The organism is Stenotrophomonas sp. BR163 (assembly GCF_047520985.2).
Taxonomy (GTDB): domain Bacteria; phylum Pseudomonadota; class Gammaproteobacteria; order Xanthomonadales; family Xanthomonadaceae; genus Stenotrophomonas; species Stenotrophomonas sepilia.
The window spans coordinates 56,231-72,427 of record NZ_JAXBRE020000017.1 but is presented as its reverse complement, the minus strand read 5'-3'; the positions used below and the strand labels follow the sequence as shown (position 1 = coordinate 72,427).

Genomic DNA, 16,197 nt, shown 5'->3' with positions numbered 1-16,197 from the left:
ATTCTAGCCCGAACCCGGCGCCTCGTTGGAAGCCCCTGCGGAACCCAGCGTGGCAGGCGTCGCTGGCGGCTTTCCCGCATAATTCCTGCCTGACTTCGTGGAAGCTGCCGTGGACGATCGCCAATTGCTGGCCAAACTCGCTGCCGGTCGCCTGTCCGGCGACGCCCTGGCCCGAGAGCTGGGCCAGACCCGGGCGGCTATTTGGAAGCGTATTCAAGGGCTTAGGGCCGCAGGTGTGGACATCGAGGGCCGTGCTGGCGAGGGCTATGGCCTGACCCGCCCGGTCGACCTGCTGGACCCGGCGGCGATCCGCGCCGGCCTGCCCGCCGATGCCCAGGCCCTGCTGCACGACCTGCACGTGGCCTGGACGGTGGACTCCACCAACGCTGAATTGCTGCGGTGCAGCGCGCCCCAGCGCGGGGTCAGCGTGCTGCTGGCCGAACGCCAGACCGGTGGCCGCGGCCGTCGTGGCCGCACCTGGGCCTCGCCGTTGGCCGCGCATATCTACCTGTCGGTGATGCGCCTGTACTCCGGCGGCCTGGGCCGCCTGGCCGGGTTGAGCCTGGTGGCCGGCATTGCCGTGGCCGAAGCGCTGCACGACCTGGGCTACACCCAAGCGCAGTTGAAGTGGCCGAACGACCTGATCGTCGATGGCAAGCGCAAGCTGGTCGGCCTGCTTGCCGAGGGCGGTGGCGAATACGCCGGCCCGGCGCGCGCGGTGATCGGCATCGGCATCAACACCCACATGCCGCCGTCGTTCGGCGAGCAGATCACCCAGCCGTGGGTGGACCTGGACACGCTGGCTGGCAAGCCAGTGGATCGAAACGTGGTCGTTGCCGCCGTGCTGGCGCGGCTGCTGCCGGCGCTGGAGGAATTCGATCGTGAAGGTCTTGCTCCGTTCCTGCCGCGCTACGCCGCCTTCGACATGCTGGCCGGCCGCGAAGTGCGCGTGGAACTGGACGGGCAGTGGCAGCACGGTACTGCGCTTGGCCTGGCTGATGACGGCGCATTGCGCGTGCGCATCGATGGCCAGGAACGCCTGCTGCACGCCGGCGAAGTCAGCGTGAGGGCGGCATGAGCGATTGGTTGTTCGACCTCGGCAACTCGCGCTTCAAGTTCGCGCCGTTGCAGGGTGACCGTGCCGGTGACGTACAGGCCTGGGCGCATGGCGCCGAAGGCATGGCCGGGCAGCCGCCGCACAGCCTGCCCAGCGGCCGCACCGCGTTCGTGGCCAGCGTGGCGGCACCGTCGCTGACCAGCGCGATGCTGGACCAGCTGCAACGCCGCTTCGAAAACGTGCACGTGGTGCGCACCAGCGCCGAATGCGCCGGCGTGCGCATTGCCTATGCCAGGCCGGAAAAGTTCGGCGTCGACCGCTTCCTGGCCCTGCTGGCTGCGGCCAAGGCGCAGCGCCCGGTGCTGGTGGTCGGCGTGGGCACCGCACTGACGATTGATCTGCTCGATGCCGACGGCCAGCACCACGGTGGCCGCATCTCCGCATCGCCCACCACCATGCGCGAAGCACTGCATGCCCGTGCCGTGCAGCTGCCCGCGACCGGTGGCGGCTACAGTGAGTTCGCCAACGACACCGCCGACGCGCTGGCCTCCGGCTGCGATGGCGCTGCGGTGGCGCTGATTGAACGCAGCGCGCAGCACGCGCACACGCTGCTGGGCGTGGCACCGTCGCTGCTGGTGCACGGTGGCGGCGCAGCGGCGCTGATGCCGTTGCTGCCCGCTGCCGATTACCACCCCTCGCTGGTGCTGGATGGCCTCGCCCGCTGGGCGGTGCACCAGCCCGCGCGCTAGTATCCGCGCATGCTCACCCGTGCCCTGATCGTCGTACTGGCCATTCTCAATCTCGGCGTCGCCTGCTGGTGGCTGCTGCGCGATGCGCCGCAGAAGCCTGCGCCTGCGCCGCAACCGGCTGGCGTCGCCGAGCTGCGCTGGGTGCCGGGTGGCGCGGATGCCAATGCCGCAGCCGAGGCCACCGCCGCCGCCCAGACCGCATCGCTGATGGAGCGCGAACCGGCGGCGAAGACCGCGGTGGCTGCGACACCCGCGCCCGTTGCGCCGGCCAAGCCGGAGATCGCCAAGCCGCAGGTGGCTGAGGCTGCGCCGGTTGCTGACGCCGCCAAGCCGGGAACACCGCCTGTACCCGTTCCGGCACCGGAAAAGCCCGTCACCCCGCCCGCGGCCGCCGAGCCGCCGCGCTGCGTCGCGCTGGGCCCGTTCGCCGACCGCGCCGCCGCGAGCAGCGCGCAGGGCAAGGCCGGCACGCTGCTCAGCCAGGTGCACCTGCGCGAACAGCCCGCTGCCAGCGGCAGCGCCCGTTACCGGGTGATGCTGCCGGCCGCCGCCAACCGTGACGAAGCCCAGGCCACCGTGAAACGCATTGTCGCCGCCGGCCTGAGCGACTACTACATCATCAGCCAGGGCGAGGAGGCCAACGCCGTGGCGCTGGGCCAGTACCGCAACCGCGAAGGCGCCGAACGGCGCATGGCGGCGGTGCAGGCCGCCGGCTTCCAGCCGCGCCTGGTCGCCAGCGGCGACGCCGGCCAATGGTGGCTGGAAGGGCAGCTGGCGGCGGGCACGCAGCTGGCGCAGGCCCAGCAGCGCAGCGGGGCGGCACAGAGCCGGTCGCTGGAATGCACGCGGTTGCGCTAGAATCCCCTGACCGCGGCGCTGCCGCCGGTGCACCACCCATGCCGCTTTAGCTCAGTTGGTAGAGCAACTGTCTTGTAAACAGTAGGTCATCCGTTCGATTCGGATAAGCGGCACCACCTGGGAAGCTCTGAAACGCTTTGAAAACAGGGGTTTCAATGAAAAAGGCCAGCGCGGTACGCTGGCTTTTCTACGTTTGCCGTCCGTCTCTATGCTGACCTCAGGGAAGCAGACCCCTAGGAGGAACTAATGAGCTCGACTGAACCCCGGCAACCTCGCTTCTGATCTGCTGGCATCGGTCCAGCATCAAGTCGCCGGATGAAGCTCCAAGCCGGATGCCTCCGTCCGCCAGCAACGGATAGGTTTCCAGTCGCACGCGATAGGCTTCCTGCGAGGAGTAGCGTACCGCCTGATCGCCGGACGCGAGAGGGGCCCCCGGTAAGTCTTCTTCCGCAATGAGGCCGTTGACCCGAAGCTGCGCGCACAGGCCCGCGTAGTAGGCGCTTCTTTCGTCCCGTCCTCGGGGATTTTTTTCAGCGTGGCCTAAAGCGTGAAAGCTCTCGTGCGCAACCAAGTCAACAAGATTCGCGAAGGTTCTATGTTGATTGCTGTATACAGGTGCCACAAACGCAAGCTGCCTGCCTGTGGCAAAGAGGCCAAGCGATCTTGCTCGTATTGCCCCAGCAGTGCCTTCCGGCACAAGAAGGATTCGGTACCTGTTTGATGCTGCCGGTATCCATGACTCGGATGCCGCAGCCGCAGCATCGACACGTGCGCACACATCTGCGGCATCAAGCACCAGCCCATCCGCGATCTGCAGGCTGATCGTCCGCGCAGTGTTCGTGCAGCGGACGAGATAAGTGGCACCTACGGCATCGTGACCAGGAAGCATGGATGCCGTGTACAAGTAGCGAAGAGGGCCTAGAGGGACGGAAACAACTTCAGTGTATCCCGCTGAGCCAACCCCATTGGGAAGTATCGTAGATGCGCAGCCTGAAAGAACGATGGTGCAGACGCCAACCAGGAAGATTGCGATTGTGTGCATTCTGTCCCCAAATAAAAGCGGGGCTGATGCCTCCGCTCCAGCGAATCGTGTCAGGTGTTCCACGACAATCAGGTCATCCGTTCGACTAGGATAATCGCCCAATCCCCATGATTCAGCGCCTCTTCGCGCTGCTCCAGGTACTCCCATTTGTTCGAAGAGCGGCAGAGCGGTTGCGTCGACAGCCTTACCTTGAGAAGGATGGCCCGTCCTGCGCATGAACCTGCTGCGCCGGATGCTGTTCAAGATTTGCGGCCAACACTTCAGCGCGATGAAGGGACTCTGCTTCAGGCACGCGAAGCGCGTCCATCGTATTCATGGTTCCACGGCGTTGGGCAGGATCGTCCATCGCCCCCTCGACGATGAAGACTTTCTCGCCACGTGCAAGGGACTCTGTCGGGTTGTTCAATACAACCTGGTCAACTCTTGAAAACCCTTGCTCCTTCGCGAGCACCAACAGACTCGCGGACAAGCGCTGGCTCGACTCATCCCACTGCTTCCCGCTCTGGGCGTCCAAGCGTTCCACACCCGCTCTTATCTGCATGTAGAGAGAGCGGTCAGCGTTTCCGAGTTCAGCTACTGAGGAAGCTGTTCGCTGCACTGAGAGTGAGTCGTCGGCGACCACGGCGTCTCTTTCCGCAGCCGAAGTGCGCTCGGCGTCAAATTCTGGCTCGGGCCTACGTCGACGCTGCGTGGGTGCTATGTGCTGATCATAGTGCGCGCCATAGTAAAGCTCGTATGTCGCATGAGGACCAACAGAAGGAGCCTCCGTTTTGAACACCTCAGCGATCTGTCCAAGCGCCTGGTTTCGATTGATGCGCCCGGCCTGGAGTTCAACGGCAATGGCTCCATATTGTTGCGGTCGATTACCCGTACCCGACACGCCAATGTCTGGTCCACCGGCCGCAATTAGTTCACGCTGGACCTGGACATTACTGAGCGTCGCAGCGGCTTCTCCGCGTAGCAGGGTGTTTACATAGGTTTGCTTGGACGTCGGATCGGGACGTTCGGTGAAGAGATGATGCCCCACCTCGTGTGAAAGAGAGCGCGCGATTCTGGAGCCTTGTCCAACCGCGTTCTCGTCAATAACGATCTTCTCACCGGGAACAAGATAGGTGCCCCTACCGGCTTGTCCCCAGACAACCTCCAGATCGTCGCGCTCGGCCTGTGCGAGACCCGCCCGAAGTGTTGGGGATTTCGCTAGAAGCGGCGCCAGCGAGGGGTCAGCTAACGGGGAGTCCGGCCGACGTACGGGTCCTGGGCGAGGCCCCCCCTGCGGCTGCGGCAGTACAGAGTCTTCAGTACGTTCCATGTTGGAGCTCCTGCCCTGGGGGTCAACGCTGACTGATCAATACGTGGGTCAATGTCGCATTGTCAGAGGCCAGAGTGAGTACAACCTCAGCACCGTTCACTGGCGCGGTCCAGTAAGGGCGTGAGTCAGGGGCATCAGGCCGAGGTGGATATTGCGCGGTTCCCTCCCAGATGACTTCTTTGAGCGCGACGCTCGGTGGCGCGACATCGAAGGTCAGCTTCGCCTGCGCAGGATTATCGACAGCACTTCTCAGTGAGATGTTCCGAACTTCAAGGCCGCCCAACATTCCACGTTCTGCGGTTCGCTCGTCTCTCAGGCCCTGCCGGGTCGGCTTTCCAAGATGCGTGTGAAGCTGTTCGTTCAACGCATCGATATCGCCAAAACGCACATTGGACAATCGCTCGATGCTGTTCTTGAATCGCTCCATACCAGCTTCACTCCCTGATTTGATGGCCTGTCTTTGATTCACATGATCTGATGGGGGCGGCGTCGCGGCGCTCGAACATGCTGTCAGCACCAGCGCCGGAATAACGATCGCGAGGCGACGACGCGCTGCGATCCAGAGGCGGCGCCGAAGTCCGCGTTTTGATGAAGAATCGCATTTCTCGACCCACGCATCCATGAAAGCATCTCTCGCGCCACTGTCACGCTCTTGAATCTAGCACAGCATCTTTTGACTGCGGATTGGGTCCGTGATCCGTGCCTTGGGTGTGCGCTTGCATGCCAGAGCAGCATGGGCATGCGCCGAGCATGATGCGTCGGCGCGGCGCCGGTCGCAAAGGCGGGGGAACGAAAATGAAGAAACCGCCTTTCGCCGGTCTTCTCGCCCCAACCCGGTGAGTCAGCTCAATGTATGACGTGGGCAGATCCTTCGATCAACGCCGCACACACACTGCGACCGCAGCAGCCTCAGCTACGCACCTGCAACGCCACATACTCCGCCAGTCCCCGGCAGGCCAGCATCAGTCCTTCGCGCGTGCCGTCGCCGATGTCGTCTTTCTTTTCCCCGTCCACGCGCACGCGCTCGGCGGCGTGGTACAGCTCCAACAGCGACACCAAACCCACCGCAGCGCGATCCCGGCGTGCGGCGGCCACGGCCTGGCCGGGTGTGCTGGCGGGCCCCGTCCACGGCTGTCCATCGGCGGCGTCACCGGCGCGGATGCGCTGCAGGCAGCTGGGCAGGTTGATGGACGCAGGCGCCTCGTTCGTGGCGGCGAAAGCGGCTTCCAACGGCTGCGCCAGTTCAGGTGGCAGGCGCAGCGCGGCCTCGCCGAGGGTGGCGGTCAGATACGGGTGAGGGGTTCTGGACATGCGGGCATCCTCGTCAGGAACAGAGGTGCCGCCACGGTAAGGTGGCGGGCGATACGTGGTTTCCAATCCCGGGACTGAATTAGCCGGTGGGCACGAGGCCCCCACGCACCGCCCGCCGTCGATCGGCGAACGGATTGCCAGCCGGCGCCGCACCTGGAAAGGACGACGCCGGCTGGCAAGCGTATACAGCTTTCAGTCTTCGGGTTGGAAATCCCGGCCACTTCGCTTAAGGTGGCGATTCATCATGCGCACGTGAAATCACCGCCTGCCAGTCGTTTGTTTCGATGGCATCGGGAGATCTGAAAGGAAAAATGAATTATCGCGTTTGGCCCGTTTCGAGCATCGCAATGCCAGAAGCGACAGATTGCGCAGTGGCGCCATCAGCGAGAAATCTGCCCGAACCATCGCTGCCGCATGCCCTGAGCTGGCCCACGAAGTAAAGGTGACTTAACAGCCCGGGCAAGGCTCCACAGCTACCATAGCAAACACAAACGCCCGAATGCGCTGCCGGCTTTTTTGATTCTCCTCACAGACCATTTGCAGACCCCCGACACATACTGGGGGCACATGCCCTTCGGGACCCGCCCATGCGTCGCCACGCCCTGCCGCTCACCGTCGCACTGTTGGTCACAACCTTCGCAGCCCCGGCCATGGCCGCCGTGCCGTTCTTCAACGCCAGCTGCCCGGGCGGCATCGATGTTCACGCAGACGATGGCGGGCCGGTCTACGTGCAGGGCCGCGAGACGGCGCTGAAGCGCTTCAACGACCGCTATTTCGAAGCACGCGATGCCAACAGCGGCATCACCCTGTCGATCAGCCGCAACGATGACGGCGCGCCGCAGGTCAGCTACACCGGCCGTGGCGGCGCCAATGGCATCTGCCAAGTCAGCGCCAGCGGCACGCCTGCGCCCGCCGCAAACGGCGAACGCTCTCGCGACGGTGCCGCCGGGGATGCCGCGCTGCCGCGCGAAGTCACCTGCGAATCCACCGGCCAGCAGCAGGTGTCGTGCGATCTGAATACCCGCGGCAATGTGGAAATCGTGCGCCAGCTCAGCCGCACCCGCTGCGAGGAAGGTAAGAACTGGGGCCTGTCGCGGCACTCGGTGTGGGTCAATGGCGGCTGCCGCGCGGTGTTCCGCAATGTGTCTTCGGTGACCACCCCGGCGCCGGCAGGCGATACCGCGTTGGGCGCCTGCAACATGCGCAAGGGCGCTCAGGGCGCGCTGGTCACCCAGATGCCGGTGGGCAGCGATTACCAGGAACTGATCATCGATTATCCCGACGGCCGTTTCCTGTGCATGATGCGCAACAACGGTCAGGCGCAGAGCCTGACGCCGGTTCGCCGCCGCGGCGGTTGAGGCGCGGCGGCGGCGTGTCTAAGGGGGCAGCGCGGTGCGCGTTGCCCCCGTTCCGCTACTGCTGGTTCACCGGGTCATTTCCCTTCTTGTAGGTGTAGCCGGTTACGTTCCAGCCGCCTCCATGGCCGGATGAGGGCTCCACCCAGGTGAATTCCCACGTCTGGATGGAGCCGTCGGGAAGCAGGTTTTCCACCCGGTAGATCTCACCGGGAATGCCCTGGTCCGGCAGCTTGCCGGGAATCGATTCGTCCGAGCGTGCAGACGCGCGGCCTACGGAGACTGCCTGTCGTTCCACCTGTACGTTGCCGTAGCCCTGCGGGGCGAACGACGGCTTCACCCGCTGCGCAACCCAGTCGAGTACCTGGCGTGCGCCCGCCGTCTGCATGGGATACGCATCGGAGGTCACCGTATGCGTGATGCGTTGCGAGGGTGCACTGGCAGCGGCGGGAAACAGTCCGCCCAGGGCAATTGCCAGTACCGCAAGTCCATTGAGTGCATGTTTCATGCGCGTGGTGCTCCATGATTGAGGAAGTGAGGCGGCACCTTCAGGGTGCCTGCGCAGCGTGGACACAACAACAGCCTTGCGTAAGAGGCGAAACCGACCGGGATGTGAGGTGGATCGCGGAAGGTCCAATTCCTGACGACCCAGCGCTGGAATGCCTGACCGGATACGGCTGGCAGGCCGCGGCGATCTGACCCATGCCCTGCTGCACCGCCGCGAGTGGTGTCACACAGCTCTGGCTAGACTGTGCTTCTTTTTCCGCACCGCAGGAGGCACCCATGGCCCATCCCATTTCCGTATCCCTGATCGGCGTTCCCACCGATGTCGGTGCGGGCCATCGCGGTGCGCGGCTGGGGCCGGAGGCGCTGCGCGTGGCGGGCCTGCCGGAGGCGCTGGAGGCCCGCGGCGTGGACGTGCGCGACGTGGGCAACCTGGATGGCCCGCGCAACCCGTGGACCGCGCCGGTGGAGGGCTACCGCCACCTGGATGAGGTGGTGGCCTGGAACCGCGCACTGATGGAAGCCAGCTACGCCGAGCTGAAGGCCGGGCGCATGCCGATCATGCTCGGTGGCGACCATTGCCTGGGCATCGGTTCGATCACCGCCGTCGCGCGCTGGTGCCGCGAGCAGGGGAAGAATCTGCGCGTGCTGTGGCTGGACGCGCATTCGGACTTCAACACCAGCGATGTCACGCCGTCGGGCAACATCCACGGCATGCCGGTGGCCTGCCTGTGCGGCCTCGGCCCGGACGCGCTGACCCGTCTGGGCGGCAGCGCACCGGCGATCACCCCGGCGCAGATGCACCAGATCGGCATCCGTTCGGTGGACCCGGAAGAGAAGCGCCTGATCAAGACCCACAAGGTCGATGTGTACGACATGCGCTACATCGATGAGAACGGCATGAAGCGCGCGGTGGAGGCGGCGCTGGCCGGCATCGACGAGAACACCCACCTGCATGTCAGCTTCGATGTCGACTTCCTCGACCCCAGCATCGCGCCGGGCGTCGGCACGACGGTGCCGGGCGGGGTGAACTACCGCGAGGCGCAGCTGGTGATGGAAATGATCGCCGATACAGGGCGCATGGGATCGCTGGACATCGTCGAGCTCAACCCCTTGCTGGACAAGCAGAATGCCACCGCCGAACTGGCCGTGGACCTGGTGGAAAGCCTGTTCGGCAAGTCCACCCTGATGCGCGACTGACCGCCCCCTGCTGAACGGATCGCCGAACCGTTCACGCCCGCTCCACGCCCCTGCCGCCAGATTGCACTTCACGCGGCGGCAGTGGGCATTGGTGCCCTCCCGCCGAGCGAAAGAATCCCATCCGCGAATGAAGCGGTATAGCGGCGAACCCAAGGAGAAGCCCATGAAGCGCGTAGTTGCCCTGATGCTGTTGTCGATGTTCTCGGTGGCCCTGCTGGCCGGTTGCAACACCGTGGCCGGTGCCGGCAAGGACGTGCAGAAGGCCGGTGAAAAGGTTGAGGACGCCGCCAAGGGCCGTTGAGCCTGAATTGGAACGGAAAGCAAAAAGGCCGGGGGATCTCCCCGGCCTTTTTGCTTGCGCGTTTCCCTGCAGCGTACGTGTCGAAGCGTAGTGAACCATTCAAGCAGGTGAGCGTGCATTTCATTGCCGGTTGACCGGTACTCAACAGCGACTGCGCGAAGCTGGAGCCACGGTAAGAACGCCGTTGCAACCAAGGACTCCCAGCAATGAACAAAGACATCATTTCCGGCAAGTGGTCGCAGCTGAAGGGCAAGGCCCAGGCCAAGTGGGGCGATCTGACCAACGACGACTTCGATGTGGCCGAAGGCAATGCCGAGTATCTGGCCGGCCGCCTGCAGGAACGTTATGGCTGGGCCAAGGACCGCGCGGAGAAGGAAGTGCGTGAGTTCCAGGACGCGGTGAGCAAGGACTACCCGGACTACAAGTAAGCGCTTCGGTTTCCCCCGCATCATGACGCCCGCACCGTGAGGTTGCGGGCGTCGTGTTGTCTGCGCGGGACGATCAGCGGGCCGGAGGGTCCGGCACGTAGCGGTTGGGGAACGCCTGCGGTTCGCGCGGCAGGCGCGAGGGCGCATCGACCAGGATGCCGCGCGCACGCAGGTTGCGGGCACTGTCGTAGCGCAGCTGCAATACCTGTGCAGGGCTGCGGCTGGCACGTTCGAAGTCGGTGTCGCGTACCGAGGATTGCTCGCGTGCGCCATGGCCGGTACCCAGCGCCGGGGCCTGCGACTTGCTGGCGTAACCCTCGATGCGGCTGGCACTGGCGTCGGCCGCCGCTTCGGCCTGTGCGGCTGGAGCCGGCGGCGGCAGGCCACGGCGCAGGATCGGCTCGGGGCGCCAGCGACGCGCTTCCTCGAACACGGCCACGCCGACCACACCGATGTTGTCCGGGCGGCCGGTGCGGCTGGCATAGCTGCCGCTGGGGCTGCTGAACACGAACTGCGCCACTTCGTCCTGGCTCTTGCGCCAGCCGGTGATGTCGGCGCGCTGGCCGGGATTGAGCACGTAGCCGGTCTGCGAGGGATCGGCATCCTCGCCGGAGATGGCGTTGACGCCGTCCACCGACAGCACTACCAGTACCCGGCGAGCGCTGTCGTTGTACAGGCGCACGGCGTAGCGGTGGCCGCGCTCGCCGGCCACCCAGCGCTGGCCCTCGGCAGGGTAGCTGCGCAGTTCGGTGCCGCGGTCGCGGTCGACCAGGGCCATGCGCACGGGGCCGCCGTCGTACACCGGCGGCGGCAGGGGAGCCGGGCGGAAGCCGGCCAGGGGCAGGATCAGCAGCAGGGGCAGCAGGCGTTTCATCGGGCGTCTCCAGCGGGGTTGCGTGAATGAACGCGCCGCAGGCCCTGACGGGGTTGGTGGCGTGCAAGGTAAACTGGCCCCGTTCATCGAAGGTTACCCCACGCAGTCATGACGACCCGAGTCCTTACCGGCATCACCCCCTCCGGCACGCCCCACCTGGGCAACTACGTTGGCGCCATCCGTCCGGCGATCGCGGCCAGCCGCGCGCCGGGGATCGAGAGCTTCTTCTTCCTGGCCGACCTGCACAGCCTGATCAAGTCGCAGGACCCGCAGCGCACCCAGCGCGCGACCCTGGAGATCGCGGCCAGCTGGCTGGCCTGCGGCCTGGACCCGGAACACGTGTGGTTCTACCGCCAGAGCGACATCCGCGAGACCACCGAGCTGATGTGGTTCCTGACCGCCATCGCCAGCAAGGGCATCCTCAACCGCGCGCACGCCTACAAGGCGGCGGTGGACAAGAACCGTGAGGAAGGCGTGGACGAGGACGCAGGCGTCAGCGCCGGCCTGTTCATGTACCCGGTGCTGATGGCGGCCGACATCCTGATCTTCAAGGCCAACCAGGTACCGGTGGGCCGTGACCAGATCCAGCACATCGAGATGGCGCGCGATTTCGCCCAGCGCTTCAACCACGTGTACGGCAAGGAGTACTTCCCGCTGCCGGACGTGGTGATCGATGAGCAGGTGGCGACGCTGGCCGGCCTGGATGGCCGCAAGATGAGCAAGAGCTACCACAACACCATTCCGCTGTTCGTGCCGCGCGAGGAGCTGAAGAAGCTGGTGTTCTCGATCCTGACCGACTCGCGCGCGCCGGGCGAGCCGAAGGACACCGAGGGCTCGGCGCTGTTCCAGATGTACCAGGCCTTCGCGACCCCGGAACAGACCGCGGAATTCGCCAGGGCCTTCGCCGCCGGCATCAGCTGGGGCGACGCCAAGCAGCAGCTGTTCGAGCGCATCGACAGCGAGCTGTCGCCGCTGCGCGAGCGCTACAACGCGCTGATGGCCGAGCCGGAGAAGATCGAAGCGCTGCTCAAGCGCCGTGGCCAGCAGCTGCGCGAGCAGCTGGCGGCACCGCTGCTGGAAGAACTGCGCCACGCCGTGGGCCTGCGCGACCTGTCCACGGCGGGCGACATCGCCAGCGAAGATGCCGGCGTGGCCCGCGTGGCGCCGCCGCAGTTCAAGCAGTACCGCGAGAAGGATGGGCGTTTCTACTTCAAGCTGACTGCTGGTGACGGCACGCTGCTGATCCAGAGCGAAGGCTTCGATTCGCCACGTGATGCGGGCCAGCTGATCGCGGTGATCAAGCAGGCCGAGCAGGGCGACCAGCTGCAGAGCGAGCTGTTCAAGCTGGACGCCGAGGTGGACGCGGTGCTGGCCGCCCTGGCCGCGCTGCGCGAAGCGGCCTGATCGCCGGGCCTGCCCCTGCCCTTTGTAGAGTCGAGCCATGCTCGACCCGGCTCCGCCTCTGTAGAGCCGAGCCCACGCTCGGCTGCTTTGCTGCCCAGCCGAGCATAGGCTCGGCTCTACAGGGAAGCCCCCCGCCGGCACGACCGTGGCACAGCACCCATGGCATGATGTCCGCGCGCCTCTGGCGCGATGACATGGAGTCTGCGATGGCCTGGTTGTCGCTGCTGCTGTTCCTGCCCTGGTTCCTGCTGCTGGGCAGCCTGTACTGGCTGTTTCCGCGCCAGCCGCGCAGCGCGCGGCGGCGCCTGTTCGATGGCACCACCCTGGTCGTGGCGTTCGCGCTGAGCATCGTGTCGATGCTGTGGGGCTACCGCATTGGCGTGGTGCAGCCCGGCGCCGGCCCGATCTGGCCGCAGGTGCTGGCGGTGCTGTATGCCTATGGCGCGTTCCTGGCGGTGCTGGTGCTGGCGTTGCTGCTGCGGCCGCGGTTCGGATTGCGTTCTGGCTGATCGGTAGTGCCGGCCGCTGGCCGGCACATGCATTCTCCCGGCCATCCCGAGGTTGCCGGCCAGCGGCCGGCACTACCCGACCAAAGCCGCATCGAACCCGGGCCGCATGCGCGCCTACCATGGGCGTCTGTTTCCGAGACTGCCAGGTGCGTGCCGATGACCGCCGACCCCAGCATCCACACCATCGATACCGGTTTCCAGCGCCCGGACTTCGACGCGGCCTACCTGATCGTTGAAAACGGCCGCGCGGCCTTCGTCGACTGCGGCACCGGCCTGTCTGTGCCGGCGATGCTGCAGGCGCTGGCGGACGCTGGCCTGGGCGTGGACGCGGTGGACTGGCTGCTGCTCACGCACGTGCACCTGGACCACGCCGGTGGTGCAGGCCTGCTGATGCAACAGTTGCCGAATGCGAAGGCGGTGCTGCATCCGCGCGGTGCGCCGCACATGATCGACCCGACCCGGCTGATTGCGGGTGCGACGGCGGTGTACGGCGCCGAGGAGATCGCGCGCAGCTACGGCCACATCGAGCCGATTCCCGAACACCGCGTGGTGGTGGCCGAAGACGGCCACCGCATCGATCTCGCTGGCCGCGAGCTGGTGCTGCTGCACACGCCGGGCCACGCACTGCACCATTATTGTGTGTGGGATGCTCGCAGCCGCAGCTGGTTCACTGGCGATACGTTCGGCATCTCCTACCGCGAGCTGGACAGCGCGCAGGGCGCTTTCATCTTCCCGACTTCCTCGCCGGTGCAGTTCGACCCGGAGGCGATGAAGGCCTCGATCCGACGCATGCTGGGCTACGGCCCGCAGGCGATGTACCTGACCCACTATGGGCGCGTGGAGCAGGTGCAGAAACTGGCCAACGACCTGTTCGAGCAGATCGATGCGATGGCCGCGATCGGCCGCCAGTGCGATGGCCGCCCGGACCGCCACCGCTGCCTGCTGGCGGCACTGCAGGCGCTGTACCTGGAACGGGCGCAGCAGCATGGTTGTGCGCTGGACGATGCGGCGGTGATTGCCGTGCTGGCGATGGACATCGAACTCAACGCGCAGGGCCTGGCCTGCTGGCTGGACCGCATCAGCAGGCAGAGCCACGCCCTGCGTGGATGACGTGGGCCCAGGCTGCGCCGTGATGTCACGACCACGTTACACTCTGGTGACTTCCAAGCTAGCCGTGGTACTGCCGTGAATCCGATGCGCGTGTTGCTGCTGTCGTCCTGCATGTTCGTCGGGGGCCTGGCCCATGCGGCCAACGACCTGCCGGGTGGCGGCATCGATCCGCAGGCACTGTCGCGGCATGTGCGCGTGCTGGCGTCGGATGAGTTCGAGGGCCGCGCACCGGCCACCGAGGGCGAAGAGCGCACGGTGCAGTACCTGATCGAGCAGTTCCGCAGCTATGGCCTGCAGCCGGGCGGCGTAGACGGCAGCTGGGTGCAGCCGGTGCCGCTGGTGCGCGCGCAGCTGGAGGGTGAGGCCAAGGCCAGCCTGTCGCTGAAGCAGGGCAAGCGTGCGCTGGCCAATGGCGTGGACGTGACCCTGCAGAGCCTGCAGCCGCGCAAGCGCGTGCAGATCAAGGATGCACCGTTGGTGTTCGTCGGCTACGGCATCGACGCACCGGAACGCCACTGGAACGACTACAAGGACGTGGACCTGCACGGCAAGATCGCCGTGGTGCTGATCAACGACGCCGACTTCGAGGCCGATGCACCGGGCGCGTTCGACGGCAAGGCGGTGACCTACTACGGCCGCTGGACCTACAAGTTCGAGGAAGCCGCACGCCGGGGTGCCGAAGGCGTGCTGATCGTGCACGAGACCGCGCCGGCCGCGTATGGCTGGGCCACGGTGAAGAGCTCGGGCACTTCGCCGCTGTTCGACATCGAGCGCGGCCAGGCCGAAGCGATGGCGCAGCACACGCCGCTGCGCGGCTGGATGCAGCGCGAGCTGGCCGAAGCGATCTTCGCCGACGCCGGCCTCGACTTCGATGCGGAGAAGCGCAAGGCGATGCGTGCCGACTTCCGTCCGGTGGCACTGGACAACGCGAAACTGAGCGTGGATTTCGCGCTCAAGCGCGAGCAGGTGGTGACCCGCAACGTGGTCGCCAAGCTGCCCGGTGGTGAACATGCTGACGAGGCCGTGATCTTCTCCGCGCACTGGGATGCGTTCGGTATCGGCCAGCCCGACGCCAAGGGCGACCGCATCCGCCGTGGTGCGATCGACAACGCCACCGGCGTGGCAACGGTGCTGGAACTGGGCCGTGTGTTCGCCGCTGGCCCGCAGCCACAGCGCACGCTGTACTTCGTGGCACTGACCGCCGAAGAGAAAGGGTTGCTGGGCGCCAGCTACTACGCCACCCATCCGCTGGCGCCGCTGGACAAGACCGCTGCGGTGCTGAACATCGAGATGTTCAGCCCGGATGGCCCGACCCGCGACATTGCCTCGTGGGGCAAGGGCCGGGTGTCGCTGGAAGGCGATCTGGAGCGCGTGGCCAAGGCCCGTGGCCGCAGCTACAGCCCGGACCCGAACCTGGAAGCCGGCTTCTTCTACCGCGCCGACCACTTCGCCTTTGCCCGCCTGGGCGTGCCGGCGATCACCATCGGCCCGGGCCTGGACAAGCTGGACGGTGGCGTTGAAGCCGGCCGCGCGCTGCGCGAAAAGTACTTCGCCGACTGCTATCACCAGGCCTGCGATGCCTGGACGCCGAGCTGGGACCCGAGCGGCCACGCTGCCGACACCCTGTTGGTCTACGACCTGGGCGCCGAGCTGGCCAACAGCCGCCGCTGGCCGACGTGGGAAAAGGAATCGGAGTTCCGCGGCGCGCGCGACAAGAGCGAAGCGGCCCGCCGTTGAGGTAGTGCCGGCCGCTGGCCGGCAACTCCCTGCTCTTTCCGGAGGTTCATGAGGTTGCCGGCCAGCGGCCGGCACTACCGAAAGACGGTGGCTTTGCCGGCCAGCGGCCGGCACTACCCGCGCCGGCGCAGCAGCTTCCACGCGCCCCAGCCGCCGGCGGCGAGCGCGGCCAGATAGCACGCCACCATCGTGCGCAGGCCAACCAGGGGTGCCGGACTGACGCCGCGATGCAGCCGCAGGTGCAGCGAGCTGTGGCCGCTGCCCAGGTCCATCGCCAGCTGCAGCGCCAGCGCGGCGCAGAACACCAGCAGGGCGACCCCGAACCCCGTGCGCGGCCACGTGGCCTGCGCGTTGGGGCGGCGCAGCACCCAGGCCAATGCCGTGGCTGCGGCCAGCGTCACCGCGATCCACATCAGCGCGGTGGCGGGAGACGTAGCGGCCACCGGCAT

The 16,197-nt window shown here is 66.3% G+C and carries 17 protein-coding genes and 1 tRNA gene; 12 read left to right on the top strand and 6 right to left on the bottom strand.

The window, feature by feature from the left end:
* Positions 1–109 precede the first annotated feature (109 nt).
* The 4 genes from birA (at position 110) to ACM0PY_RS14580 (ending at position 2,780) form a co-directional block, all read left to right on the top strand.
* Positions 110–1,078, top strand: a complete 969-nt coding sequence (gene birA, locus ACM0PY_RS14595) for a bifunctional biotin--[acetyl-CoA-carboxylase] ligase/biotin operon repressor BirA (RefSeq protein WP_180885681.1) — start codon at positions 110–112, stop codon at positions 1,076–1,078.
* Complete coding sequence (locus ACM0PY_RS14590) at positions 1,075–1,806, top strand: type III pantothenate kinase (protein WP_180885683.1); 732 nt, start codon at positions 1,075–1,077, stop codon at positions 1,804–1,806. The genes birA and ACM0PY_RS14590 overlap by 4 nt, the downstream gene beginning before the upstream one ends.
* A gap of 9 nt (positions 1,807–1,815) precedes the next feature.
* Entirely contained in the window at positions 1,816–2,664 is an 849-nt protein-coding gene (locus tag ACM0PY_RS14585; RefSeq protein WP_180885685.1) for an SPOR domain-containing protein, read from the top strand.
* 40 nt (positions 2,665–2,704) lie between these two features.
* Positions 2,705–2,780, top strand: a tRNA-Thr gene (locus ACM0PY_RS14580).
* Positions 2,781–3,890: 1,110 nt separating this feature from the next.
* Here ACM0PY_RS14580 and ACM0PY_RS14575 read toward each other — a convergent pair.
* The 3 genes from ACM0PY_RS14575 to ACM0PY_RS14565 form a co-directional block, all read right to left on the bottom strand.
* The gene (locus ACM0PY_RS14575; protein ID WP_180885686.1) at positions 3,891–5,015 is read right to left on the bottom strand and encodes an XVIPCD domain-containing protein; all 1,125 of its coding nucleotides are present in this window, start codon (positions 5,013–5,015) and stop codon (positions 3,891–3,893) included.
* Between the two features lie 22 nt (positions 5,016–5,037).
* Positions 5,038–5,637 (bottom strand): hypothetical protein, encoded by a 600-nt coding sequence (locus ACM0PY_RS14570; protein WP_180885687.1) that lies wholly within the window; start codon positions 5,635–5,637, stop codon positions 5,038–5,040.
* A gap of 287 nt (positions 5,638–5,924) precedes the next feature.
* A complete protein-coding gene (locus tag ACM0PY_RS14565; RefSeq protein ID WP_180885689.1) occupies positions 5,925–6,326 on the bottom strand; it encodes a hypothetical protein in 402 nt (133 codons plus the stop codon).
* 587 nt (positions 6,327–6,913) lie between these two features.
* On the opposite strand from ACM0PY_RS14565, the gene ACM0PY_RS14560 reads away from it, so the two are divergent.
* Positions 6,914–7,684 carry a DUF3011 domain-containing protein gene (locus tag ACM0PY_RS14560; RefSeq protein ID WP_180885690.1) on the top strand — a complete coding sequence of 257 codons (771 nt, stop codon included), beginning with the start codon at positions 6,914–6,916 and terminating at the stop codon, positions 7,682–7,684.
* 55 nt (positions 7,685–7,739) lie between these two features.
* Here the strand turns inward: ACM0PY_RS14560 and ACM0PY_RS14555 are convergent, their stop codons facing one another.
* Positions 7,740–8,189 carry a hypothetical protein gene (locus tag ACM0PY_RS14555; protein WP_134956062.1) on the bottom strand — a complete coding sequence of 150 codons (450 nt, stop codon included), beginning with the start codon at positions 8,187–8,189 and terminating at the stop codon, positions 7,740–7,742.
* Between the two features lie 275 nt (positions 8,190–8,464).
* Between ACM0PY_RS14555 and rocF the strand changes: the two genes are divergently transcribed.
* From rocF to ACM0PY_RS14540, 3 genes are all read left to right on the top strand, one after another.
* Positions 8,465–9,385: an arginase gene (gene rocF / locus ACM0PY_RS14550; RefSeq protein ID WP_180885691.1), complete on the top strand. Its 921-nt coding sequence runs from the start codon at positions 8,465–8,467 to the stop codon at positions 9,383–9,385.
* A gap of 163 nt (positions 9,386–9,548) precedes the next feature.
* Positions 9,549–9,686 carry an entericidin A/B family lipoprotein gene (locus ACM0PY_RS14545; RefSeq protein WP_005407710.1) on the top strand — a complete coding sequence of 46 codons (138 nt, stop codon included), beginning with the start codon at positions 9,549–9,551 and terminating at the stop codon, positions 9,684–9,686.
* A 206-nt stretch (positions 9,687–9,892) separates the two neighbouring features.
* A complete protein-coding gene (locus tag ACM0PY_RS14540; protein ID WP_004153772.1) occupies positions 9,893–10,114 on the top strand; it encodes a CsbD family protein in 222 nt (73 codons plus the stop codon).
* A 73-nt stretch (positions 10,115–10,187) separates the two neighbouring features.
* Here ACM0PY_RS14540 and ACM0PY_RS14535 read toward each other — a convergent pair whose 3' ends face one another.
* Positions 10,188–10,988, bottom strand: a complete 801-nt coding sequence (locus ACM0PY_RS14535) for a hypothetical protein (RefSeq protein ID WP_134972376.1) — start codon at positions 10,986–10,988, stop codon at positions 10,188–10,190.
* Between the two features lie 108 nt (positions 10,989–11,096).
* Between ACM0PY_RS14535 and ACM0PY_RS14530 the strand changes: the two genes are divergently transcribed.
* The 4 genes from ACM0PY_RS14530 to ACM0PY_RS14515 all read left to right on the top strand — a co-directional run bounded on the left by ACM0PY_RS14530 (position 11,097) and on the right by ACM0PY_RS14515 (position 15,748).
* Positions 11,097–12,392: a tryptophan--tRNA ligase gene (locus tag ACM0PY_RS14530; protein ID WP_069138048.1), complete on the top strand. Its 1,296-nt coding sequence runs from the start codon at positions 11,097–11,099 to the stop codon at positions 12,390–12,392.
* Positions 12,393–12,598: 206 nt separating this feature from the next.
* Entirely contained in the window at positions 12,599–12,901 is a 303-nt protein-coding gene (locus ACM0PY_RS14525; RefSeq protein WP_032954673.1) for a hypothetical protein, read from the top strand.
* 156 nt (positions 12,902–13,057) lie between these two features.
* Positions 13,058–14,011, top strand: coding sequence for an MBL fold metallo-hydrolase (locus ACM0PY_RS14520; RefSeq protein ID WP_134972378.1), 954 nt, complete (start codon positions 13,058–13,060; stop codon positions 14,009–14,011).
* Between the two features lie 84 nt (positions 14,012–14,095).
* Positions 14,096–15,748, top strand: a complete 1,653-nt coding sequence (locus ACM0PY_RS14515) for a M28 family metallopeptidase (RefSeq protein WP_134972379.1) — start codon at positions 14,096–14,098, stop codon at positions 15,746–15,748.
* 113 nt (positions 15,749–15,861) lie between these two features.
* On the opposite strand, the gene ACM0PY_RS14510 is transcribed toward ACM0PY_RS14515, so the two are convergent.
* Positions 15,862–16,197 (bottom strand): hypothetical protein, encoded by a 336-nt coding sequence (locus tag ACM0PY_RS14510; protein WP_235646843.1) that lies wholly within the window; start codon positions 16,195–16,197, stop codon positions 15,862–15,864.